The organism is Sorangium sp. So ce1153 (assembly GCF_051521595.1).
Classification (GTDB): Bacteria; Myxococcota_A; Polyangia; order Polyangiales; family Polyangiaceae; genus Sorangium.
Window position 1 is genome coordinate 1,257,941 of sequence record NZ_CP150361.1, and the last position, 22,670, is coordinate 1,280,610.

The 22,670-nt window shown below is 75.0% G+C and carries 15 protein-coding genes; 9 read left to right on the forward strand and 6 right to left on the reverse strand.

Annotated elements, in window-relative coordinates; genetic code table 11:
- Positions 1-56 precede the first annotated feature (56 nt).
- From WME85_RS04360 to WME85_RS04380, 5 genes are all read left to right on the forward strand, one after another.
- Positions 57-650, forward strand: a complete 594-nt coding sequence (locus WME85_RS04360) for a peptidyl-prolyl cis-trans isomerase (protein WP_437835418.1) — start codon at positions 57-59, stop codon at positions 648-650.
- A 54-nt stretch (positions 651-704) separates the two neighbouring features.
- Complete coding sequence (locus WME85_RS04365; protein ID WP_437307767.1) at positions 705-1,001, forward strand: polyhydroxyalkanoic acid system family protein; 297 nt, start codon at positions 705-707, stop codon at positions 999-1,001.
- 255 nt (positions 1,002-1,256) lie between these two features.
- On the forward strand, positions 1,257-6,029 hold the full coding sequence (locus WME85_RS04370; RefSeq protein WP_437835419.1) for a hypothetical protein: 4,773 nt from the start codon (positions 1,257-1,259) through the stop codon (positions 6,027-6,029).
- Positions 6,026-11,854, forward strand: coding sequence for a hypothetical protein (locus WME85_RS04375; protein WP_437835420.1), 5,829 nt, complete (start codon positions 6,026-6,028; stop codon positions 11,852-11,854). Before WME85_RS04370 ends, WME85_RS04375 begins: the two co-directional genes overlap by 4 nt.
- 165 nt (positions 11,855-12,019) lie before the next feature.
- On the forward strand, positions 12,020-12,436 hold the full coding sequence (locus WME85_RS04380) for a YkgJ family cysteine cluster protein (RefSeq protein ID WP_437307770.1): 417 nt from the start codon (positions 12,020-12,022) through the stop codon (positions 12,434-12,436).
- 18 nt (positions 12,437-12,454) lie between these two features.
- Here the strand turns inward: WME85_RS04380 and WME85_RS04385 are convergent, their stop codons facing one another.
- From WME85_RS04385 to WME85_RS04405, 5 genes are all read right to left on the reverse strand, one after another.
- The gene (locus tag WME85_RS04385; protein ID WP_437835421.1) at positions 12,455-14,149 is read right to left on the reverse strand and encodes a phytoene desaturase family protein; all 1,695 of its coding nucleotides are present in this window, start codon (positions 14,147-14,149) and stop codon (positions 12,455-12,457) included.
- 108 nt (positions 14,150-14,257) lie between these two features.
- Positions 14,258-14,695: a hypothetical protein gene (locus WME85_RS04390; RefSeq protein WP_437835422.1), complete on the reverse strand. Its 438-nt coding sequence runs from the start codon at positions 14,693-14,695 to the stop codon at positions 14,258-14,260.
- A gap of 27 nt (positions 14,696-14,722) precedes the next feature.
- Entirely contained in the window at positions 14,723-15,682 is a 960-nt protein-coding gene (locus WME85_RS04395) for an MlaE family ABC transporter permease (protein WP_437835423.1), read from the reverse strand.
- Positions 15,672-16,226: a hypothetical protein gene (locus WME85_RS04400; RefSeq protein WP_437835424.1), complete on the reverse strand. Its 555-nt coding sequence runs from the start codon at positions 16,224-16,226 to the stop codon at positions 15,672-15,674. Before WME85_RS04400 ends, WME85_RS04395 begins: the two co-directional genes overlap by 11 nt.
- 140 nt (positions 16,227-16,366) lie before the next feature.
- Complete coding sequence (locus WME85_RS04405) at positions 16,367-17,155, reverse strand: rhomboid family intramembrane serine protease (RefSeq protein ID WP_437835425.1); 789 nt, start codon at positions 17,153-17,155, stop codon at positions 16,367-16,369.
- 62 nt (positions 17,156-17,217) lie between these two features.
- Between WME85_RS04405 and WME85_RS04410 the strand changes: the two genes are divergently transcribed.
- From WME85_RS04410 to WME85_RS04425, 4 genes are all read left to right on the forward strand, one after another.
- Positions 17,218-17,526 (forward strand): hypothetical protein, encoded by a 309-nt coding sequence (locus tag WME85_RS04410; RefSeq protein WP_437835426.1) that lies wholly within the window; start codon positions 17,218-17,220, stop codon positions 17,524-17,526.
- Positions 17,527-17,676: 150 nt separating this feature from the next.
- On the forward strand, positions 17,677-18,645 hold the full coding sequence (locus WME85_RS04415) for a DnaJ C-terminal domain-containing protein (protein WP_437307777.1): 969 nt from the start codon (positions 17,677-17,679) through the stop codon (positions 18,643-18,645).
- 40 nt (positions 18,646-18,685) lie between these two features.
- Positions 18,686-19,747 (forward strand): AgmX/PglI C-terminal domain-containing protein, encoded by a 1,062-nt coding sequence (locus WME85_RS04420; protein ID WP_437835427.1) that lies wholly within the window; start codon positions 18,686-18,688, stop codon positions 19,745-19,747.
- 168 nt (positions 19,748-19,915) lie between these two features.
- Positions 19,916-21,385 carry a protein kinase domain-containing protein gene (locus WME85_RS04425; RefSeq protein WP_437835428.1) on the forward strand — a complete coding sequence of 490 codons (1,470 nt, stop codon included), beginning with the start codon at positions 19,916-19,918 and terminating at the stop codon, positions 21,383-21,385.
- 17 nt (positions 21,386-21,402) lie between these two features.
- On the opposite strand, the gene WME85_RS04430 is transcribed toward WME85_RS04425, so the two are convergent.
- Positions 21,403-22,614 (reverse strand): chorismate-binding protein, encoded by a 1,212-nt coding sequence (locus tag WME85_RS04430; RefSeq protein ID WP_437835429.1) that lies wholly within the window; start codon positions 22,612-22,614, stop codon positions 21,403-21,405.
- Between the last annotated feature and the right edge of the window lie 56 nt (positions 22,615-22,670).

Here is a 22,670-nt window from a genome sequence, read left to right on the forward strand (position 1 = left end):
CTTCGTCAACGCGGCCTCGCCAAGCGTCCTCCACCTGTGGTAACGCGCTGCCGCCCATGCAGCGGTCGACGGCGGTCATCTACACGCTCTTCTTTGCGGGCGCAGTGGCGTTCGTCATCGCGAACAGCGGCCCGAAGGGGCGCGGGGCGGCCAGCGCGCCCGCCGACGCTGGCGCCAACGCCGACGGCGGCTCGCCCGCGGCCGCGGCGGCACCGGCCGACGGCGACGCGGGGACCGACGCTGGCGGCGAGGGCCTCCCGGAGGTCGCCCCGGAGCAACCGACGCGCTCCGACGCGGGCGTCACGCTCCTCTCGGGGGAGGCGCCGCCCGGGCTGCCCACCGAGGCGCCGAAGAAGGTGCGCTTCGGCGTGGTGCTGGTCCAGTACCGCGGAGCGCAGGGCGCGCCGCCCACCGCGCGATCCAAGGAGGCCGCGCTGGCGCTCGCCAGGGAGCTCTCGGAGGTCGCCAGGACGGACTGGAAGGCCGCGGTCGACAAGGGCGACAAGGGATCGACCGACGATCTCGGCTTCATCCCCCGCGGTGTGCTCGAGCCCGCGCCGGAGTATGAGCTCTTCAGCCTCCCCAAGGGGGGCGTGAGCGGTCCGGTCGACACGCCGCGCGGCTTTTGGATCACGCGGCGGATCGAGTAAGTAAGGCGTACCGCGCGCGGCGTGTCGCCGTGGGCGAGAAGCGTGGAGAACCGTATGGCGACGATCGACATCCGCCGGCAGCACTCGCTCACCAAGGAAGAGGCCAGGAAGCGCGCGGAGGTGCTCGCGCGGGGCATGGAGGACAAGCTCGGCCTCCACTGGCGGTGGGACGGCGATCTCATCCGCTTCGAGGCCCCTGGCGGCGCCGCCAAGGGGACGAAGGGCCTCGTGCGCGTCGAGGCGTCGGCGGTGCAGGTCGAGATCGATCTCCCGTTACTGCTGAGGGCGATGAAGGGCACGATCGAGTCGAAGGTCAACGAGAAGCTCGAGGCCGTGCTCGGCAAGGCCTGATCGGGGCGGCCGGGCTCGGCTTCCCGTGCGCGTCAGGCGCCTCGCGCGGTCGGCCTCTCGACCGGCGAGGCTCACGCTGCTCGTCGGCGCCGTCGTCGCGCGCTCCCTCCTCATTCTTCCTCTTCTTCCTCGCCCATCGTCGCCAGCGAGCGACCTGCCCGGCGAGCTTTACTCCGCGCGCTTCGTTTCGCTACTCTCCGCCATCGTCATGCGTTGCGCACAGATGAGACCCCCTTCGGAGGCGTCGCAGGCGAGATGACGGTCCAGGCACCCGAAGGGCAGGTGGAGAGCATGACGGCCCTGATCGCGCGGCTCCGCGCGGAACAAGGCGACCAACCGGAGCGACAGCTCCAGGCGCTGCTGCTGCACGAGCTCGGCGCGCTCGAGGAGGCGCTGGGCGAGGAGCCCACGGCCGCGCGCGACTACCTCGCCGCGTTCAACGCGGACCCGCAGTTCCGCGAGCCGCTCGAGGCGCTCGTCCGCATCCTCACCCGGCGCAAGTCGATCAAGAACCTCGGCAAGCTGCTCGACGCGCTCACGCGCGCCGCGGCCACGCCCGAGGAGCGGGCGCGCGCGTTCTGGGAGCGCGCCGCGTACCTGCAGGATCACGAGCAGAACCTCGCGGCGGCCAAGGAGGCGCTCGAGGAGGCGGCGCTCAGCAACCCGGAGGACGCGACGCCGTGGCTCGAGCTCGAGCTCATCGCGGCCAAGGAGGGCGACCTCCCCGGCCGGATGCGCGCGATCGAGGCCCGCGCCGAGCTCGCGACCGACGCGACGTGGAAGGGGCTGCTCTTCATCGAGCTCGCCGACCTCGCGGCCGCCACCGAGAACGTGGAGCGCGCCTACGAGCTGCTCGACGCGGCCGCGGCGCTGGAGGGCCGGGCGCGCTTCCGGTCGCAGCTCGCGCTCGAGGCCATCGCGCGCCGCGAGGAGGACCTCGGCGCGCTCGCGCGCGCCCTCGAGGGGCAGGCCGAGCTCATCGCCGACGCGCTCGACGACGAGGCGAGCGGCGAGGCCAACGGCGTCCCGCGGTACATGCGCAAGCCGGAGTACGCGGCCGACGCGTGGCTCCGCGCCGCCGAGCTGACGCAGCGGGCAGGGACGGGCGGCTTCGCGTCGCTCCTCGAGCGGGCCGCGGAGCGGCTGCCCCAGTCGGCGCTGCTCGGGCGGGCGCGCATCGCCGCGCTCGAGGCCGCCGGCGAGGCGGAGGCCGCCGCCGGCCTGGCCAAGCAGGAGATCGCGCGCGGCGCGAGCGGGCCCGGCGCCGCGGCGCTGTGGCTGCGCATCGCCGAGGCGGCCGCGCTGGCGAGCGATCGCGAGGCCGCGCTCGCGGCGCTCCGGAGCGCGCTCTCGGCCGACCCGCAGTGCATCCCGGCGCGCGCGCTGGAGATCGACCTGCTCGGGGACGGCCAGGACCCGTCCGCGTTCGCCGCGTCGCTCGAGGCGATGGCGGCGTCCTACGGCAGCGAGGAGGCGCGCGGGCGCGCGCTGCTCCTCGCGGCCTACGTCTGGGCGGTGCGGACCGACGACGTCGGCGCGGCGAAGGCGGCCCTGTCGCAGGCCGGCATGGCCGGCGTCCACCCGGGCCTGCTCGCGCGGTTCGGGCGGTCGTTCGCGGCGCTCCGCGGCGACGCGGCCTGGTACGAGGAGTCGACGAAGCGGCTGCTCTCGACCGGCGTCGACCCGAGCGAGAAGGCGAGCCTGTGGTTCGAGATCGGCCGGAGCCGCCTCTTGCGCGGCGACGCGGACGGCGCCGAGGGCGCCTTCGCCGAGCTCGCCGACTCTGGCGCGGACGACGGCGCCGCGCCCAACGCGTGGCTCGGGCGGGCGCTCGGCGCCTTCGCGGTCGACCTCGTCCGCAGCCGGCGCGAGCCCGGGGACGACCCCGGCGCCGCCGGCCAGCGGCGCTCGCCGATGGTGATCGAGGCGCTCGCGGAGGTCGAGGGCGAGGAGACGGCCCGCGGCCTCTGGCTCGTCGCGGCCCTGCGCAGCGCGCGCGTCGGCGAGCTCGACCGCGCGCGGAGCCGCCTCCGCGCGCTCTTCGAGCAGTCCGCGGCCGACGAGGTCGTCGCGGTGTTCCTGGCCGAGCTGGAGCGGCGCGCCGGCACCCCCGCGGCCGCGGCCGCGACGCTCGCGACCTGCGCCGCGGCGATCGACGACGCCGATCTCTCGGCGGCGCTGCACATCGAGGCGGCCATCCTCCTCTGGCGCGCCGGCGAGCGCGGCCGCGCCGTCGACGAGCTCGAGGCGGCGCGCGGCAAGGCGCCGCGGGCGGGCGCGACGGTGCTCACCTGGGCGCTCCGCGGCCACGAGGTCGACGACCTCCAGAGCCGTCGCCGCGCCCTCGAGGTCGCGGGCGAGGCGGGCGAGGACCCGGCGGCGCTCGCGCTGTCGCGGTTCGGCCTCGAGGTCGGCGCGGCCGAGGGCGGCGACCCGGACGAGGCGCTCGCGACGCTCGAGGCGCTGGAGTCGCAGGCGAGCGACGATCTCGCCCTGGCCGCCGCGCTCGGGCGGCTCCTCTGGCAGCCGGCCCTCGAGCAGCGGAGCGCCGTCGAGCGCGCGCTCGACTACATCGAGGAGCGGGGCGACGGCGCCGCGTCCATCGCGCACGCCGAGCGCTTCCGCCTCGCGCGCACCCTGGACCAGGACCGCGCGCGCACCGCGGCGCGCGCCGCGGCGTGGGCCGCCGCCGACCCGAGCCCGCACGCCGAACTCGAGTGGCTCGGCGCGGCGCTCGCCGCCGAGGACCGCGAGGCGGAGGTCGCCGCGCGGAGCGCCCTCGCGCAGCACATGGAGGGCGAGGCCCGGGCGGCGATGGAGGCCTCGGCGGCGATCGTCGGCGCCCTCGATCAGCCGAACCTGCCGCGGCCGTTCCTCTCGGGCGAGCACGCGCCCGCGCAGCTCGCCAACCTCGAGCTCGCGCTGCCCGGCTGCGATCCGCGGCGCCGCGCGGCGGCCCTGCACGGCCTCGGCGACGCGCTCGGCGAGGACGCGCAGCTCACCGCGCTCGGCCTCGCGGGCTGGTCGGACTTCGCGGCCGGCGATCACGAGCGGGCGCTCGCCTCGTTCCGCACGGTCGTCGAGCGGCGGCCGGACGACATCGCCGCCTGGGAGGGCGTCCGCGCGACGTCGGAGGCGCTGCGCGACTTCGTGGCGGCGGCGCTCGCCTCGGCGCAGCTCGGCGCGCTCTGCAAGGACGACGCGCGCGGCGCGGATTTCTGGGAGAGCGCGGGGCTCCTGCTCCTCGAGCACACCGACGCCCACGACGACGCGGAGATCGCGTTCGATCGCGCCTTCACGCGCGACCCGCGGCGCGGCGTCGCCTTCGACCGGCTGTTCCGCCGGGTCCGCGCGCGCAACGAGGACGACCGGCTGCTCGACATCATCGAGCGGCGGCTCGGCGTCGCGGACAACGACCTCGAGATCTGCAAGCTGTTCTGGGAGCGCGCGCGCGTGCTCCGCAAGAAGGGCAAGCTCGACGACGCCCTCGCCGCGCTGGAGAACGTGACGCTGCTCGAGCCGGATCACATCGGCGCGCTGGCGCTCTCGGCCGACATCTCGAAGGCGCAGGGCGACCTCGGCCAGGCGGCGGCCTTCTACGCCGAGCTCTCGCGCGTCGCGAAGGCGCCGGGCGAGCAGCGCCTCATGTCCGGGATCACGGCGGTCGACGTGTACGAGAAGCGGGGCGAGCACGACAAGGCGCTCGACGTGCTGATCGGCCTGCACCGGGCCGGGCTGTCGACGCTCCCCGTCCGCGAGCGCCTCGTCCGGGTCGCCGCCCGGGTCGGCTCCTGGGAGGAGGCCACGCGCCTGCTCGAGGAGCTCATGGTCGAGCGCGACAGCCCCGCGGGCAGGATCGAGGCGGCGCGGCTCGCGATGGCCATCTACCGCGACCAGCTCCGCGCGCCGCGCCGCGCGGAGAAGGCGGCCGCGAAGCTCCTCGAGGAGGCGCCGGACGACGGCGAGGCGATCGACCTCGTCCTCACGACCGACTACGAGCCCGCGTTCCGCACCCGCGTGCTCGGCCGCGCCAAGTCGACGCTGATCCAGGCGCTCGCGTCGAACCCTGCCGACGCCGACCGCGTCGCGCTCCTCGCGAAGATCGCCGGCGCCGGGCAGGACGCGGCGCTCCGGCAGGCCACGCTGGGCGCGCTCGTCGCGCTCGGCCGGAGCGACGAAGGCATCTCCGCGGAGCTCAGGAAGATCGACACCCGCGTCCCGGCGCGGCCCCAGATCGCCCTCGACGCCAAGGCCATGGCCGAGATCGCCGATCCGCTCGACACCGGGCCCGTCGGCGAGCTGTTCGCGAAGATGGCCGAGACGATCTGCATGGCGCTCGGCCCCTCGCTCGTGTCGCTCGGCGTGGGCAAGAAGGACCGCATCGACTCGCGCGGCGGCCACCCGCTGCGCGTGGCGGTCGCCGAGTGGATGGGCGCGCTCAGCTTCGAGACCGACTTCGAGCTCTACGTCGGCGGCCCGAGCCCGCGCGGCGCGACCGGCGTCTACGGCCAGCTGCCGGCGCTCGTGCTCGGCCCCGAGATCACGACGCCGCTCGACGCGGCCTCGCGCTCGGCGATCGCGCGCGAGGCGTTCGCGCTGCGCCGGGGCATCTCGTCGCTCCGGACCCGGGACGACAACACCGTCGCCTCGCTCGTCGCGGCGGCCTGCATCGAGTCGGGCCTCGCGGTCCCGCAGCCTCCCTACGCCGTGTTCGGCGAGGTCTCGCGCGCCATCCACAAGGAGATGTCGCGCGCGACCCGGAAGGCGATCGTCGAGGTGTGCCAGCGCATCGTGTCGAGCCAGCAGGACCCGCACCGCTGGGCGCAGGCCGCGCGCAGGAGCATCGACCGCATGGCCGTCATCGCCGCGGGCGACGTCTCGCTGGTCCTCTCGGACATCCTCAGTACCCCGCGCGAGCAGCTCGGCGGTGTCGTCACCGAGAGCGAGCGGGCGCGCCAGCTGGTCGCGTTCGTCCTGTCGCAGAGCTACCTCGAGCTTCGGAAGAAGCTCGGGATGGGGGTCCGGTGAGCAAGAATCCGCAATCCAAGAGCTCTTCCAGCAGCGGCGGCGACGAGGGCACCCCGTCGCAGGAGAAGATCACGGTCCCGCCGCCGGCGATGTACGGCGCGGCGGTCTCCGACGCCGACGTCGAGGAGGCCACGCTCCTCGCCAAGATCCCCGACGAGCTCATCCAGTCGATCCGCGCCGAGGAAGGGGAGCGCGCCGGCGAAGGCGGCCTGAAGCAGCTGTTCTCCCGCGAGCCGGTGCCGGTGCCCGCGAGGCCCGCGCCGAGCGTCGGGGAGAGCGACGCGCTGATGGACATGCTCTTCGCGGACCAGCGCGCCGACGACCCCGACGACGGCGTCGTGACCTCGGCGCCCGCGCTGCCCGGGGCGCGCCGCGCCGCGCCGCCCCCGCCGCTCGCGCCCCCTGCGGCGCTCGCGCCGCCCGCGCCGCCGCGGCCCCCGTCGCTGCCCCGCCCTGCGGCCCCGCCCCGCTCGGGCAGGCCGGGCGACGTGAAGGCGCCGCTCGGCGCCGACCTCACGCCGAAGGTCCCGTCGCCGTCCGCGTCCTCGAGGCCCACGGCGCCGCGCCCTCAGCCCCCGGCCGCGGCGCCGCCCCCGGTCGCCGCGCCGCCCCCGCTCCCCCCGACGTCCAGGCGCGCGGAGGAGGTGCACGAGGAGGACACCGCCGAGCCGGGCGATCGCGCGACGCCCATCCCCGACGGCGGCGACTCCCCGTTCGAGTTCGCGCCGCCCAGCGTCGTCAGCAGCCGCCGGATCGCGGCGACGATCGGCTTCGAGGACGAGGCCACGCGGGGCTTCGACGACGAGGAGACGAAGGCCCTCGACGAGCCCGGCCCCACGACCCGGCCGTACGCCGGCGAGCCGTCTCGCACGACCGATCTCTGGGGTCAGGCCGCCATCGAGAGCGACCCTGGCGAGCTCGTGGACGAGTCCAGCCTGCTGCACGATCCGATCGACGCCGACTCTGACGACGATCTCGCGCAGACGCGCGTCGCGGACCGGAGGCCGTCGGTCCGTGCGGTGTTCGACCCGCCGCGCTCGGTCCCGTCCGCCCCGCCGCGCTCCGCCCCGGCGCCCGAGAGCCTGCCGCCGCTGCCCTCGATCCCGCCGCCCGCGTCCGTGTTCCCCGGCGAGCAGGACGCGAGCGCGATCCTCGTCCAGTCGCAGCAGCGCGACGTCTGGGCGGCGCGCGCCGCGTGGCTCCGCGCCGAGGCGGAGCTCGTCGAGGACCCGGCGGCCCGCGCCCGCGCGCTCCTCCCCGTCGCCGAGCTCTATGTCATGGCCGGAGAGGACGCCACCGCCCGCGCCGTCGCCGCCGAGGCGCGCGACCTCTCCCCGGGCCTCATCTTCGCGCACCGGCAGCACCGCGGGCTCCTCATGCGCGAGGGCGACCTGCCCGCCGCGCTCGACGCGCTCGAGGCCGAGACCCGCATCCTCGGCACGCCGGCCGCGCGCTGCCACAACCTGGTGCTCGGCGCCGAGCTCTCCCGCATCTCGCTGGCCGACCCCGACGGCGCGCACAAGCGCCTGGAGCTCGCGGCCCGGATGCACCCCGTCGACCCGCGCGCGCACGTGCAGCGCTTCTGCGATGCGCTCGCGGCGCCGGACACGGACGCGGCGGCCTCGGCCACGGTCGCGAAGTTCCGCCTCCCCGACGCGCCCGAGCTCGCGCCGCTCGCCGCGGCGTGCGCCCAGGTCGCCGCGCACCGCGGCGCCCCGCGCCGCGCCCGCGCCGCGCCGGCCACCCCGTACGAGGCGCTCCTCCGCGCCCGCGCCCTGCTCCGCGCCGGCGATCTGGCCGAGGGCATCGCGAGCCTCGAGCCCCTGCGCGGCACCTCGCTCGCGCCCGCCGCCGCCTGGCTCACCGCCGCGCTCGGGGCCGCGCGCAAGGAGACCCGCCCGGCGTCGCTCGACGCGCTCCGCGGCGTCACGTCCGGCTCGCACGGCGGCCAGGCGCGCCGCGCCCTCGCGGCGCAGGCGATCGAGCTCGGCGACGCCGCCGCCGCCCGCTCCGCCACGCTCGAGGGCGGCGGGGCCGGCGGCGCTTTCTCGCCGGCCGATCACGTCGTCCTCGCGGCGCTCGCCGGCGGCTCCGCGGCCGAGGTCGAGCCGTGGTTCGACGCCCTCTCCGGCGATCCGGAGTTCGCGCCGCTCTGCGCCGCTGCCAGCGCCGCGCTGAGCGACCCGGCCACCGCGAGCGACACGGCGCCGTCGGACGAGGCGCCCGCGCCGCGGGGCGTGCGCGCCATCGGCGGCCCGAGCGCCCGCGCCGCCGCGGTCCTCGGCCGCGCGCTCTCCCGCGAGGCCATCGCCGCCGAGGGCATCGACGCGAGCGACGCGTTCTCTCGCGCGGTGCTCACCTACGGCGACAACGCGCCCGAGAGCCCGCTCTTCCGGGCCCTCGCGCTCGAGCTCGACCTCGACGGCGACCGCGGCGCCCGCGTCGCCAGGAGCGTCGCCGCGCTCCGCGAGGTCGCGTCCGAGCGCGACAGCGCGCTCGCCGCCGCCGTCCTCGCCGAGATCGCGGGCGACCAGCGGGCCGCGATGAGCGACCTCGACCGCGCCCGCGCCGCGGATCCGCAGCACGAGGGCGCCGCGCGCGCCCGCGCCGCGCAGGAGAGCGGCGTCGGCGCGGCGCGCATCCTCGCGGAGCACGCGCTCACGCTCGAGGAGGGGCCGCGCGCCGCGGTGCTCGTCACCGAGGCCGCGATCCGCCTGCTCGACGGCGGCGACAACGAGGAGGGCGAGCGCCTGCTCTCCCGCGCCGCGCACATCGACCCGAAGCTCCCCATCGCGCTCCACCTCGGCGAGCGCAGCGCGCGCGCCCGGGTGGACCGCGACGGCCTCCTCGAGTGGCTCAGGACCCGCCGCGAGAGCGCGGCGGATCCGCTGGAGCGCGCCCACGACCTCGTCCGCGAGGCGCTCCTCGTGGCCGAGGCGGATCCCGCGGCGGCGGCGTCGCTCCTCGAGGCGGCGCACCGCTCGCGCCCGCAGGACATCGGCCTGCGCGAGCTCTTCGAGCGGCTCGCGCCGGAGCCTCCGGCCGACCGCGCCGGCTGGCGCGCCGAGCGCGCCACCGAGCTCTTGCGCGCGCTCCACACGGGCGACGCCCCCGCCTCCGGCGACGACGCCCGCGACGACCGCGCCGCGGCCGGCATCGAGGCCGCCCGCCTCGCGCTGGAGGCCGCCCTCGAGTACGAGCGCGCCGGCGATCTCGGGCAGGCCGCCGCGAGCGCTCGCCAGGCGATCGCCGCGGGCGACGCGGCGCTCGCGCCGATCGCCCTCTACCGCGCGGCCGTCGGCGGCCACGGCGCCGGCGAGCTCGTCGACGCGTTGATCCCACGCGCCCGCGAGGCGGCGGACGCGGCCGAGCGCCTCGAGGTCTACGAGCGCCTCGCGGAGCTCGACGAGCTCGGGCGCAGGGACGCCGGCAGCGCCTTGCTCTGGCGCCGCTCGATCCTGGAGGAGACGCCGCACCACCTGCCGACGCTCCGCAAGGTCGCCGCCTACCTCATCGGCGAGGGGCGCGACGAGGAGCTCGAGCCGATCGCCCTCGAGGTAGCGCGCGTCCTCGACGGCCCGGAGGCCATCGCGCACGCGCTCCTGTCGGCGCGGCTGCGGATGCGCGTGCTCCCCTGGGAGGAGACGTTCGAGCCGGTGCAGATCGCGTACCGGAACGAGCCGCGGGGCATCTGGGCGCTGCGCCAGATGGCCGGCCACGCCCGCTCCAAGGCGGACCACGCCCTCGCGATCGAGGCGGATCGCCAGCTCATCGAGCGCACCGACCGCCCGTCCGAGGCCGCCGCCCTGTCGGTGCGCGCCGCCAAGGACGCGCTCCTCGCCGGCTCGATCGAGGACGCCGTCGCCTTCTTCCGCCACGCGATCACGCTCGTCCCGCACTACCTCGTCGCGCACCTCGACCTCGCCGACGCGCTCGAGCGCGGCGGCGACGCGGCGGCCGCCGCCGCGGCGCTCGAGTCCGCGGCGGGCGCCAGCGTCGGCTCCGAGGGGCGCGCGCACTCGCTCTACGCCGCGGCCGTGCTCTGGCAGGACAAGGTCCAGAACGCCGCGCGGGCCCGCGACGTCCTCGAGGCGGTCGCCACGGTCGATCCGTCGTACGCCGACGTCTTCTCGCGCCTCAAGGCGATCTACATCGCCGAGGGGGCGCGCGCCGAGCTGGCCGCCTTGCTCGAGCGCCGCCTCGACGCGGTGACCGATCCGGACGAGCGCGTCGAGATGGAGGTCCTCCGCGGCCGGGCGCTCGCCGACGTCGGCGACGCGTCGGCCGCCAAGCGCGCGCTCGCCGCCGCGCTCGACGCGAACCCCGACCACGTGGAGGCCCTCTCCGCGTTCGCCGACGTCTGCGCCGGCGAGGGCGACTGGACCGGCGCCGAGCAGGCGTGGATCCGCCTCGCGCGCCTCGTGCCCGACCCCGCGAAGCAGGTCGCGATCTACCTCCGCCTCGGCGAGCTCTACGACGAGCACCTCCCGAACGCGGAGCGCGCCGAGCTCGCCTACCAGGAGATCCTGAAGCGCTCGCCGGGCGACGTGAGCGCGCGCGAGCGCCTCGTCGCGCTCTACAAGCGCGCCGGCGACGGCGCCCGCGCCCTGGAGCAGCAGAACCTCCTCATCAGCGCCGCGGAGGCGCCCGAGGAGAAGTGCCGCCGCACCGCGGAGCTCGCCGAGATCTACGAGTCGATGGGGGAGACGAAGAAGGCCGAGTCCACGCTGCTCACGGCCCGCAAGACGTGGCCGAAGGACGACTTCGCGCTCGGCGCGCTGGCCCGCTTCTACCAGCGCACCGAGCAGCTCCCCGCGGCGAACGTCCTGCTCGATCGCGCCATCGCCGACGCGCGCCGCGCGCTCAACACCGGCCGCTTCGAGCCGTACCTCTTCTCGACGGTCGCCACGGTCGCGGAGCTCCGCGGCCGCGCCGGCGCGTCGCGGATCGCGCGCGCCACGGTCGCCGCGCTCGACGGCCGCGACGCCGCGATGGGCGGCGCGGGCAACGCCGCCGGCGCGGCCCGCCTCGACAACCACCTCGCGCCGGAGCTCATGACCCCGGCGTTCCGCGAGCTCCTGCTCAAGACGGGCCCGCTGCTCGACGCCTCGGTGCCGTTCGATCTCGACTCGATCCGCGCGACGCCGCTGCCGCCCCAGCACGCCGACATCACCGACCTGGCCCGCGGCATCGGCGCGGCCTACGGCCTCCCCGGCCTCCAGGTCTTCATGACGGGCGCGCTCGGCACCGTCTGCGTGCCGGCGTCCTCGAGCCCGCCGAAGATCGTCCTCGGCCAGTCGCTCGTCGCCTCGCCGCGCGAGGACGTCCGGCTCTTCCTCATCCACCGCGCCGTCAAGATCCTCCAGACCAACGCCTCGGCCTTCTCGCGGACGGCGCCGATCGACCTCTGGCCGCTGCTCGCGGCCTACCTGAAGGCGTTCTCCCCGTCGTGGTCGCCGCAGGGCGCGGACGCCGCGCGCCTGCGCGAGTACCAGGGCCGCATCGATCGGGCCATGTCGGGCGGTCCGGATCCGAAGCTGGGCGTGCTCGCCGCCGACGTCATCGGCTCGATCGGCAACCGCGCCTCGACGCTCAACACGGCGATCAACGGCTGGGGCAACCGCGCCGCCTTCCTCGCGGTCGGCGATCTCAACATTGCGCTCACGGGCATCGCCTGGTCGGGCGGCCACACCAACGCGCCGCCCGCCGCGGGCAAGGACCGCATCACCTGGATCGGGCGCAACGCGGAGGCGCGCGACCTCATCGTCTTCGCGGTGAGCGACGGCCTGGCCGAGGCGCGGGAGCAGCTCGGGTTCAACGAGTGACGGGGCGCGGGCGCTCGTCGTCGCGCGCCGTCGCGCTATGTTGAGCGCGCGTCGTCGCGAGCACTTCGCCGTCGCGGGGGCTCGCCCGGCCGCGTATGCTCCGCCGCCCGCAGGCCAGCGCGCCGCCGCTCGCATCCAGCATCGGCTGCACATCCCTCACGAGCCATGACCACGACCCTCAAGGCCAAGCGCCGCGTCTCCTACGACTGCTCGAAGTGCCCGGCCTACTGCTGCTCCATCTACGAGCGGGTCGAGGTGACGCCGCGCGACCTGCGGCGGCTCGCCCGCCATTTCGGCCTCACGGTCGAGGCCGCCGCGCAGCGCTTCACCAAGCGCTACAACGAGGAGCGCATCCTCCGGCGGCAGTCCGATCCGCTGCTCGGCCGCGTCTGCCGCTTCCTCGATCTCACGACGCGCGGCTGCACCATCTACGAGGCGCGACCCGAGGTCTGCCGCGACTACCCCGGCAGGCCCCGGTGCGGTTACTACGACGTGCTCCAGTTCGAGCGGGAGACGCAGGACGACCCCAACGTCATGCCGCTCGTGCAGATCACGTTTCGCTCGCGGACCCCTGCGGGCTAGCTTCTCCGACGCGGCGCCTCACCCCGGCTCGTTGAGCTCGCTGTCCACGTCCGTCACGTCATCCACGTGGGTCGCGTCGCTCGCGCCGGCCGGCGCCGCGCCGCCGGTCCTGGTCCGCTGGTGCAGCCACTCCTCCGGCCGGTCGGCTGGGTAGACCCGCAGCGATCCGTCCGCCGGGCCGAGCAGGTCCTCCACGCGCGCCGCGCGCACGATCCGCTGCGCCGCCATCAGCCCCGAGACCGAGGCGCCGGCCACCCCGTGGCTCAGCGTGCTCGCGCCGCACTGGTACAGCCCCGGGATCCTCGTCCCGATGGTGAACGACAGCGGGCCGAGCTGCCACGGCGTCTTGGCGGTGCCGTAGGCGGCGCCCCGGTACGACGCGCAGTAGAAGTCGTTGGTCAGCGGCGTCGCCACCGAGCGAAACGCGAGCGCGCGAGAGATGCCGGGGATGATGTTCTCCGCCGCGGCGATCACCTGATCTCCGAGCGACTCCTTGAGCTCCTCGTAGTCTGCCCCTCGCTCGCCCGTGCGGGTCTCCTTCCAGCGCGCGAACGGGGCGTGCGGCACGAACGTGAACATCTCGATCGTGTGGTGACCGCCCCGGGTCGGGTGACCCGGGTCCTTCAGCGTCGTGATGGTCAGGAACAGGCCGTCCACCTCGCCGCGCGGCAGCTGGTACTCCATGCGCTCGTAGATGCGGCCCACGTCCTTCCCGCGGTACCACCAGTAGTTGCCTGAATCGTAGCCCATCGACCGGAGGTCCATGTCCACGGCGCAGAACACGCTGAGCAGGCTGGTCGAGTACTCCGTGCGCCGGATCTTGCGGCGCTCGCGGGCGGTCAGCTCCGGCGGGAGCAGCTCGCCGTAGGTGATCGCCGGGTCCGCGTTCGAGATGACGTTCGCCGCCCTCAGGATCTCGCCGCCTTCCAGCTCGACCCCGGCCGCCCGCCCGCGCTCGACGAGGATGCGCCTCGCCCGCGCGCGCAACCGGACCTGCCCTCCGAGCCGCCGCAGCGCCCTGATCATCGCGAGCGGGATGCGCTTCGAGCCGCCGCGCGGGTAGTACCCGCCCTCGAGGTAGTGGCAAAGGATGCTCGCGTGGATCGGCAGCGCCACGCGCGACGGCGCGAGGCCGTGGTCCCCCCCTTGCGCGGCCAGGAACGCGCGCAGCAGCGGATCGCGGATGGTCGCGTCGAGCAGGTCTTCCTGCGTGCAAAGCCCCCAGCGCGCGAGGCTCGGCGCCTTGAACGGCAGGAGCAGCACCTTCGGGAACTCGAGCATCGTGTCGAGGCGCGCTAGATCGCCGCTCAGCCCGCGGATGACGCGGAAGTACCGCGCGATTCCCGCGGCCTCGTGCGGGAACCGCGCCGTGAGCCGGGCGAGCAGCCGCTCGAACCCCTTCGGCACGTCGAACCGCTCGTCCCCGACGATCAGGTGATCGACGCCGTCCGGGTTGAGCTCGCAGAACTCGAGATCTCCCGAGAGGCCGAGCCCCTCGAAAAGCCGCCTCACCGCGCCGCCGGGCCCGAGATCGCCGATGTAGTGTACCCCCGGGCTGAACAGGTATCCGTTCAGCGAGAAGCTGTGGGTCCACCCCCCGGGGAGGTAGTGTTGCTCGACGACGGTCACCTTCTGCCCCGCACGCGCGAGCGCGAGCGCGGCGGTCAGCCCCCCGGGCCCCGATCCGATGACGACGGTGTCCGCGTCCCCCATGTGTCCCCCCTCGGACTCTGATGCTCCGGGGAGGAGCTCGGCTGCGCGCCTGCTCCCCGGGCACATTCGTCGTCGTCGCGTCGCGTCGCGCGGCGCCCTCGCTGCTCCTCAGGTGCCGCCGTCCCGCGGCGCTCCGGCGTCGGGCGGCGCCCTGTCTGCCTTCTCCATGTTCGTGAGCGGCAGCGGGCACACGACGGGCACGGCGCGCGCGGGCGTCTGCGCCGACTCGCGCATGCACGTCTTGCCCGTCAGGCGGAGGCGCTCGCCCACCTGGAGGTCGGGCGGGCACGTGACCGTCTGCGATGCCGAGACGAGGTCCCCGTCGATCCAGAACAGCTCGCAGCCGTCGTCCGTCCGCCGCAGGTGGTAGTACCGCGTCGGGCGCCGCGGCGCCGGCGTGCCCTCGGCCGCGAGCGCGGCGCCCGCGTCGCCCTTCAGCGCGTCAGCGCCCTGGCTCCCCGCGTCGCCCTGGCACGCCGCGGCCCCGCAGAGGAGCGCGGTCGCCGCGAAGCGGACCGGTCGGCGAGGTGACGTCGGCGGCGGCATGGGGGGCGCCCTCCGGACCGGCCGCGATCACCGGCTCGGGAAGAACATGATGGCCATCTTCGTCAGGAAGAAGTCGGCGATCAGGATGGTGATCGACGTCACCACGACGGTGCGTGTCGTCGCGTGGCCGACGCCCTCCGTTCCACCCCGCGTGATCAGGCCGAAGTGGCACCCGACGAGCGCGATGATCGCCCCGAAGAAGGGCGTCTTGTACATCCCGCTGAAGTAATCCATGAACGTGACGGAGCTGAGCGCCGTCCTCAGGAAGAAGCCGGCGGGGATGCCGAACTCGGTCGCGCAGATCAGCATCGCCCCGCCGAAGCCCAGCACGAGCGCGAACGCGCCGAGCACCGGCATCACCACGATGCTCGCGAGCAGCCGGGGCAGGACGAGCTTCTTCACCGGGTTCGCGCCGAGGGCGCGGATCGCGTCGATCTGCTCGGTGACGGCCATCGACCCGACCTCGGCCGCGATGCCGGCGCCGATGCGGCCGCCGACGATGACCGCGGTCAGCGTCGGCGCGAGCTCGCGCGAGAACGACAGGCCGATGATGCGGCCCGTGTACTCCATGCCGCCGAACTTCTGCAGGCCGATGGCGAACTGCACCGCCATGACCATCCCGACGAACAGCGCCGTCACGGACGCGATCGCGGCCGAGCGCACGCCGAGCGACTCCATCTGGTAGATGGTCGAGCGGATCTCGAGCGGCCGCTCGAACAGGGCCCTGATCGCCCCCCAGGTCATCCGCCCGAACTGCCCGAGGTGCTCGACGAACCCGACGGCCGTGTCGTTGATCTTGGCCAGCAGGGGAGGGAGCGGCGGCGGTGCCACGCTGTTCGGCGGCAGGCTGTTCGGCGCCACGCTGTTCGGCGGCAGGCTGTTCGGTGCCAGGCTGCTCGGGCCGAGGCTGCTCGGGCCCTGGCCGGTCGAGGAGGACGGCGGCGTCTCCGTCGTCCGTTGGGGCGTCCGTTTAGGCTCAGTCGTCATCGGCCGGCAGGGTCGAGAAGCCGCGGACCATCCGCGTGAACGCAGGTTCGCCGGCGGCGTAGCGGGCGGGATCTGCAATGAGGAGCATGTCGTATACGCAGCCGTTCTTCTTGAGCACCCAGACGTCGAACACCTTCGGCACCCCGTCGAGCTTCGCCGAGAGGACGGTGTGCATCGCCTCGCGGCCGTCGAACGGGACGACCTCCTGCTTCAGCACCTCGCGCTCGGTGAAGTGCAGGAAGAGGTGGTTGGTCAGCGAGATGAGCGGGACGTCCTCCTCGTTCCGGCAGCGCCCGTTCAGGGCGATGGTCGCCCCGTTCGCGTCGTCGCGGTACGCCACGGCGGCGTCCGACACCGAGATCTGCCGCCAGCTCGCCGGCGCCGCGGGCACGCGGAACGCCACGTCCTGGCCGCGGTAGACGGTCCCGTCGAACGACGGACCTCCGCAGCCGGCGAGCGCGAGCGTGAGGAGCCAGGCTCGCGGGGCCGCTGTCGCGGTCGCAGAACCGGCGGCGGTGGGGCGCCTTCGGAGGGGTCGTCGCATCGCTGCGGGCCGACGCTATCACGCTTTTGCATCGTGGGCGAACCACGAGCGCCCTGGCCATTCCATGGAGGTTCGCCGTCAGCCTGCCCGCGCGATCGCGCGCCGTCCGGCGCGCACCGCGCGGCGCGTCCGCGCGCTCCTTACCAGCCCCGGGGATCTCGCCGTCGCGGCGGGTCCCACGGCGCGGCGCGGCGCGGGCCGGTCGCCGCGCGGCGCGGCGTCGCCCGCCAGTGTTGCCAGCGCTCGTGCTGGCGCGGGGAGCGCCCCACCATGAGGAGGCGCACGAGGAAGAGCCCGGCGACGAACCCCCCGAGGTGCGCGAAGAACGCGACGCCGCCGCTGCGCACGCCGATCGAGCCGAGCCCGTTCAGCAGGTTCACCACGAAGTACTCGAGGATGACCAGCCACGCCGGGAGCTCCAGGAACAGGCCGAAGATGAACCACAGGAGGAAGATCGGGTTCAGCACCGTGATCGGCGAGCGCGGGTAGAGCGACGCGTACGCGGCCAGCACGCCCGAGATCGCGCCCGAGGCGCCCACCATCGGGATCGTCGAGCCGGGGTCGATCAGGATCTGCGCGCCCGCCGCGGCGACGCCGGACAGCACATAGAACGCCGCGTAGCGGAGGCTGCCCAGCGCGTCCTCGACGTTGTCGCCGAAGATCCAGAGGAACAGCATGTTCCCCCCGAGGTGCGCCCACCCCGTCGGATCGTGCATGAACATGCTGCTGAAGACGGTCCACCACCCGTCGACCGGCTCCCGGAGGAGCTGCAGCGGGACGAGGCCCCACGCGGCGAGCAGCCGCTCGGGCGGCAGCCCGGCCGAGATCAGCGACCGCATCCAGAAGAAGCCGAGGAGGTTGAGCGCGATCAGCAGGTAGTTGACGATCGGCACCTTGCGGGTGGGCAGTTGGTCGCGGACGGGCAGCATCGCGGTTTACTTAAGCACGCGGGACCGTGACAGCATCCGTCTGCCTTGATAGACCCGGGGCGATGTCCGAGCTGCGCCTGCACGGCACGCCGACCCGGAAGCTCGCCCCGCTCGTCCCGCGGCGCCACGATGGCCCGGTCGTCTCTCCTGGCGTGGTCGAGCCCGAGCGCCGCGCGCATCGCCTCGACGCGGCGCTCGACCGACTCGCCGCGCTCCTCGGTCCGTCCGGCGAGGGCGCCGCGCCGGAGCTCCCGGAGCGGCTCGCCGCGAAGGACCGCGCGCGCGGCGGCGCCCTCGAGCGGGAGATCGAGAGCGACCGCATCGAGGTTGCCGGCTCTCCTACCGGTACGACATCCCGGGTGAGCGTCTGAGGCGCCCGGCCGCGACGCGCTGCCCGGCCGCCGCTCGGCTCTGCACCAGTGGACGAAAACGGCTGGGAGATCTAGGTTTCGGCACGATGCGGGCCGTCAGCGGCCAGCATCCCTTGCATCTCTCGCAGCCCAGAACGATGACGGACGACCATGGCTCGTGATCTCTACTCCGTGCTCGGCGTCTCGCGCGATGCGGACGAGGACGCCATCAAGAAGGCGTTCCGCAAGCTCGCGATGAAGTTCCACCCGGACAAGAGCCCCGGGAAGGCCAACGAGCAGAAGTTCAAGGAGATCAACCAGGCTCACGAGGTGCTGAGCGACAAGGCGAAGCGCGCGCTCTACGACGAGTTCGGCGAGGAGAGCCTCTCGCAGAACTTCGATGCCGAGCGCGCGCGCGCCTACCGCCGCTACGCGAACGCCCGCGCTGCGGGCGGGGGCCGCGGCGGCCCGGCCAACTTCGACGTGCAGGAGATCTTCGGCAACGCCCCCGGCGGCGGCGGCGACTTCAGCGACATCCTCGGCGACCTCTTCGGTCGCGCGCGCGGCGGCGGCGGCGCGGGCCGCCGCGGCCAGCCGATGCGCAGCCGCGGCGGCGACGTCGAGCAGGACCTCACCATCGATTTCGTGTCGGCGGTGCGGGGCACGACGCTCCAGCTCCAGCGCGCTGACGAGCCGGAGCCCGTGACGGTGCGCGTCCCCCCCGGCGCCGCCGAGGGGAGCCGCCTGCGCATCCGCGGTCAGGGCAGCCCGGGCGTGGGCGGCGGCGAGGCGGGCGATCTGCTGCTCAACATCCACGTCACGCCGCACCCGTTCTTCAAGCGCGAGGGGGACGATCTCCACCTCGACGTGCCCGTCACCCTCGGCGAGGCCTACCGGGGCGAGAAGATCCGCATCCCCACGCCCGACGGCGAGGTGACGCTCAAGATCCCGGCGCGCACCCAGACCGGCCAGGTGATCCGGCTGCGCGGCAAGGGCATCGCCCGCAAGGGCAAGGAGCCGGGGGATCTCTACGTGAAGTTCCTCGTGCACGTCCCGACCGTCGACGACCCCGAGGTGGCGAAGGCGATCGACCTGCTCGACGGCAAGGTGGATGCGCCGCGCGGCGATCTCAGGTTCTGAGCGCGAGCCGGCCTCACCGCGGTCCTTCGCGATCGTCGCGGTGGCCGTCGCGCTCACCGCGTGCACCGCCGCGGCGCCGCCGCGCGCTTCCGGGCCCGCCGCGGCGCCGCCGCGCGCTTCCGGGCCCTCCGCGCCTCCCGCCGTCCAGCCTGCGCCCGTCCGGGCGCTCGCGCCCGCCGTCGCCTCGCTCGATGCGCGCGAGCCGCCCGCGCCGCCCGAGCCGGCCGCGCCCCCGCCCGTCGCGACCGCCGAGGGCGGCGCGCGCGACGCCGGCTTGCGGCCCTCGATCGAGATCGAGCCGCCCTACAAGCTCGGCCAGCATCCGGCGCCCCGCGGCCAGGCCGAGGCCGCGGAGCGCGACCGATGGAACGCCGGGGGCAGGGGAGATCCTCCGGCGCCGCCGCCTGCGGCCGAGGGGCACCCGCTGCCGCGGATCATCGTGGACATCACCAAGGTCAAGGGACCGCTCAAGGCGCGCGACGTGGAGCGCATCGCCCGGCGGCACCTCTGGATCCACGTGTACTCGTGCTACCGGCTGCGCGCCTACCGGGATCCGTCGCTGCACGGCAAGACCACCGTGCGGCTCACGGTGAGCCGCGCGGGCAAGGTGACGGGCGCGCGCGCGACGGCGTCCACGCTCTCCGCGCCGGACGTCGTCTCGTGCCTCGCCGAGCGCGCAAGATCGCTCTCGCTGCCCAGGGCCAAGGCGGGCTCCACGGTGGTGGCCACGCTGCAGGTCTACCCGGGCGACGATCCGGTCGAGCCCCCGCCGTCCGTCCTCGCTCCAGGCCCGGGCGAGCTCGGGCCCGAGGCGATCTCGGCCGCCGCGGCCGAGGCGCTGCCCGCGTGGCGCAGCTGCTACGAGGCGGCCCTCGCGGGCGCGCCGGAGCTCTGGGGCCGCCTCGCGATCCGCTTCCATGTCACGGACAGCGGCGCCGTCGACGAGGCCTTCGAGGTCGAGTCGCGCTTCCCGGACGAACGGCTGACCCGCTGCGTGCTCCGGCGCGCGCGCTCTCTCACGTTCCCGGCGCCGGCGGGCGGCGACCTGCGGTTTGTGATGCCGCTCCGTCTTTCACCCGACCCGCAGCGCCCGGATCGCTAGCCCCTCCGCGCGCGCGACGTGTCCAGCGCGCCCGGCGCGCTCCCCCCGGGGGTGCGAACGCTCACAGCGCATGCACGGCCAAGGCGGTCGCGCAAGCGAACTGCGCCGCGAGAAATTGCGCCCCGGAGTCTATGTGCAACTTTTCAGTGGGGGAGGAGGCTCAGGTAAATGGACATCTCACCGGGCACCATCGTTGGGGGGAAATATCTGCTGGAGCGGCAGCTCGTGCGTCCTGGCGCGCGGGTCGGGCGCGACCGAGGCTCGGTCTGGGTCGCGCGCGATCGTCGCGATCGTCGCGATCGTCAGCCAAGCGCGCGCGTCGCCCTCAAGCTCTTCTCCCCTGACCAGGCTGGCGCCACGGGGGACCTTCTCCGGATCGAGCGCTGCGTCCGCGCTGCCGCCGGGCTCGCGTCGCGGCACGTCGTGCGGGTGCACGACCATGGCATCGAGGACGGCGTGCTCTACCTGGCGATGGAGCTGCTCTCCGGCGAGGATCTCGCGGCGCGCCTGCTCCGGCGCAGCCGCCTCTCGCTCGAGGAGGCCGCGCGCATCGCCGAGCACGCCGGAGACGCGCTGCAGCGCGCCCATGCCGCGGGCTTCCTCCACCAGAGCCTCCGGCCGGAGAGCTTCTTCCTCGCGCAGGACGGCGGCGACGAGATCGTGAAGGTGCTCGACTTCGCGCTCCCGAGGCCGATCGCGCCGCGGCTCGTGGGCGAGGTGGCGGAGGAGGTGAGCGCGAGCCCGCTCCACTACCTCAGCCCCGAGCAGATCAGGTCGGAACGGACCCTCGATGCGCAGACCGATCTCTGGTCGCTGGCCGCGGTGCTGTTCCGCGCGGTGACCGGACACCTCCCGTTCCCAGGCGACATCGCCAGCGTCGTCGCCTCGAAGATCCTGCTCGCGCCGGCCCCCTCGGCGACGCAGCTCGTGCCGCGGCTTCCGTCCGCGCTCGACAGCTTCTTCGAGAAGGCGTTCTCGCGCGACCGGGCCCGGCGTTTCCGGTCGGTGGAGGAGATGGTCGACTCGTTCCTCCGCGTCGCGGAGCTCGCGCCGCCTCCGTCTTCCGGTCTGCTGCGCCCGCCCGCCCAGGCGCGCGTCCCCGGGGTCGCGACGGGGCGAGCGCTCGCCGCGGCGCTCGCGCGATCGAAGGCGGAGGCCGCTGGCGCTCTCGCGGGGCCCGAGTCTGCCCTCGCGACGCCGATCGCGGTCCGCAGGACGGCCCCGGACACCCAGCTCAGCGCGGAGAGCTCCGACGTGCCGTGCGGGAGCGACGCGCCGCCCGCGCGCGGGCGGTGGTTGATCCCGGCCGGCATCCTCGCGGTGCTCGGCGTGGCGACGCTCGCGACGACCTCGCGGCTGGAGCGCCCGACGCTGGCGGCGACGGCCGCGACCGGCGCCAGGGCGGCCGTGCTCGCGGCGTCCCTCGTCGCCGTCGGGGTCGAGGCGCCGCACCGCGCGCCCGTCGCCTCCACCTCCGCTTCCTCGCGGCGCGCCCCCCTCGCGTCACCCCAGCGCAGCGCCCGCGCGGCGGCGCTGGCGCCGCCGACCTCCGCGCATCCTCGTCCGGCGCGGCAGGGCTCTCCCGCAGCGGCGGCCACCGCGAGCGGTCGAGTGCGCCACAGCCTGGTCCGCGACTGAGCGGCCGCGGCGACGCGCTACGCGTCCCGGGCCGCGCCGTCCTCGGCGGCCTTCTCGGCTGCGGCCCTCTTCTCCTCGGCGAGGTCGTGCGCCTTGCGCGCGTCCTGCGCCGCGCGGATCGCCGACAGCGGCCCGCGCGCGTCGCGGCGCGTCCGCTCGGCCTCGGCGCGGGGCTCGCTCCCGTTCCCGACGCGCGCGCCGGTCATCAGCTCGAAGTACCCCGAGTCGATCCACACGGCGCCCAGCGCGCGCGCGATCTCCGCGCCCTCCAGCCCGAAGTACCCGATCGCGCCGCCGTAGACCCACCGCGGGCCCGCCTCGAGCGCGCGGCTGATGGCGCTCGCGCGCGCGGCGGGCGCGCCGATCGCGCTGCCGCTCGAGAAGGCGGCGCGCAGCGCGGCGACAGGGGACGCGTGCGGCACGTCGGCGCCGCCCTGCCCGGCCGGCGGCTCGCGCTCGGCGCGCACGAGCGTCTCCCCCGACGCGCCCGCGATCGTGAGCCCCGGCGCGAACGGCGACTCCGCGAAGTCGAGGAAGTAGTGGTGCGCCGACGGCGCGAGCAGCCGCAGCGCGCGGTACACGTCGAACGGATCCGCGCCCCGGAGCGGGGCCCGGAACCTGCGGGCGAGCACGACCTCCTGCGCCGCGCCGGCCGCGATGCGCTCGCGCGCGGCGGCCACCTTCGCGGCGTAGTCCTCGTCCGTCACCGGCGCCTCGAGGTGCTCTGGCAGGGCGTCCGGATCCAGCGCGGGCAGGCGCTGCTGCTCCGGCCCGTGCGATAGCTCCCAGGCGCAGCGGTTCACGGCGCCCTGCGACTGGCCGGCGATGGTCATCGTCTGCGCCGCGCTGTCGAACACGACCACGGTCGCGTCCTTCATCACGCGCCCGAGGTACGTTTCCTCGGGCCACGGCTCGATGCCCATGATCTGGTGCACCGTATCGTAGGAGAGGAAGCCCACCCACGACTGGCAGATGCGGGCCGCGAGATCGCCCGACGCGCCCGGCGCCCCTGGCTGTGCGAGCTCCTCTGCCAGCGTCGCGAACGGGTCGTGCCCGCTCGGGAGCAAGGTCTCGGAGCGCGCCCGGTACCCGAGGATCGCGTGGCGGCCCCAGCGGTCGCCGGGCACGGCGGACTCGAACATGAACGACGAGCGGCCTGGCGACTGGGCGCGGAGCGCGGCGTACGCGCGGACCGGCGTGATGTGATCGGCCGGGAGGGTGCGAGTCACGAGGGAGCTCATCGCGGCCCAGCCTACACGACGTTGCGCCGTCCGGCGAAGGAGGG

Excerpts from the sequence above, each read along its gene's own strand:
- WME85_RS04370 (WP_437835419.1), top strand. The coding sequence starts at position 1,257 with ATGACGGTCCAGGCACCCGAAGGGCAGGTGGAGAGCATGACGGCCCTG.
- WME85_RS04385 (WP_437835421.1), bottom strand. The coding sequence starts at position 14,149 with ATGGGGGACGCGGACACCGTCGTCATCGGATCGGGGCCCGGGGGGCTG.
- WME85_RS04365 (WP_437307767.1), top strand. The coding sequence starts at position 705 with ATGGCGACGATCGACATCCGCCGGCAGCACTCGCTCACCAAGGAAGAG.
- WME85_RS04380 (WP_437307770.1), top strand. The coding sequence starts at position 12,020 with ATGACCACGACCCTCAAGGCCAAGCGCCGCGTCTCCTACGACTGCTCG.
- WME85_RS04395 (WP_437835423.1), bottom strand. The coding sequence starts at position 15,682 with ATGACGACTGAGCCTAAACGGACGCCCCAACGGACGACGGAGACGCCG.
- WME85_RS04425 (WP_437835428.1), top strand. The coding sequence starts at position 19,916 with ATGGACATCTCACCGGGCACCATCGTTGGGGGGAAATATCTGCTGGAG.
- WME85_RS04400 (WP_437835424.1), bottom strand. The coding sequence starts at position 16,226 with ATGCGACGACCCCTCCGAAGGCGCCCCACCGCCGCCGGTTCTGCGACC.
- WME85_RS04410 (WP_437835426.1), top strand. The coding sequence starts at position 17,218 with ATGTCCGAGCTGCGCCTGCACGGCACGCCGACCCGGAAGCTCGCCCCG.
- WME85_RS04390 (WP_437835422.1), bottom strand. The coding sequence starts at position 14,695 with ATGCCGCCGCCGACGTCACCTCGCCGACCGGTCCGCTTCGCGGCGACC.
- WME85_RS04405 (WP_437835425.1), bottom strand. The coding sequence starts at position 17,155 with ATGCTGCCCGTCCGCGACCAACTGCCCACCCGCAAGGTGCCGATCGTC.
- WME85_RS04360 (WP_437835418.1), top strand. The coding sequence starts at position 57 with ATGCAGCGGTCGACGGCGGTCATCTACACGCTCTTCTTTGCGGGCGCA.
- WME85_RS04415 (WP_437307777.1), top strand. The coding sequence starts at position 17,677 with ATGGCTCGTGATCTCTACTCCGTGCTCGGCGTCTCGCGCGATGCGGAC.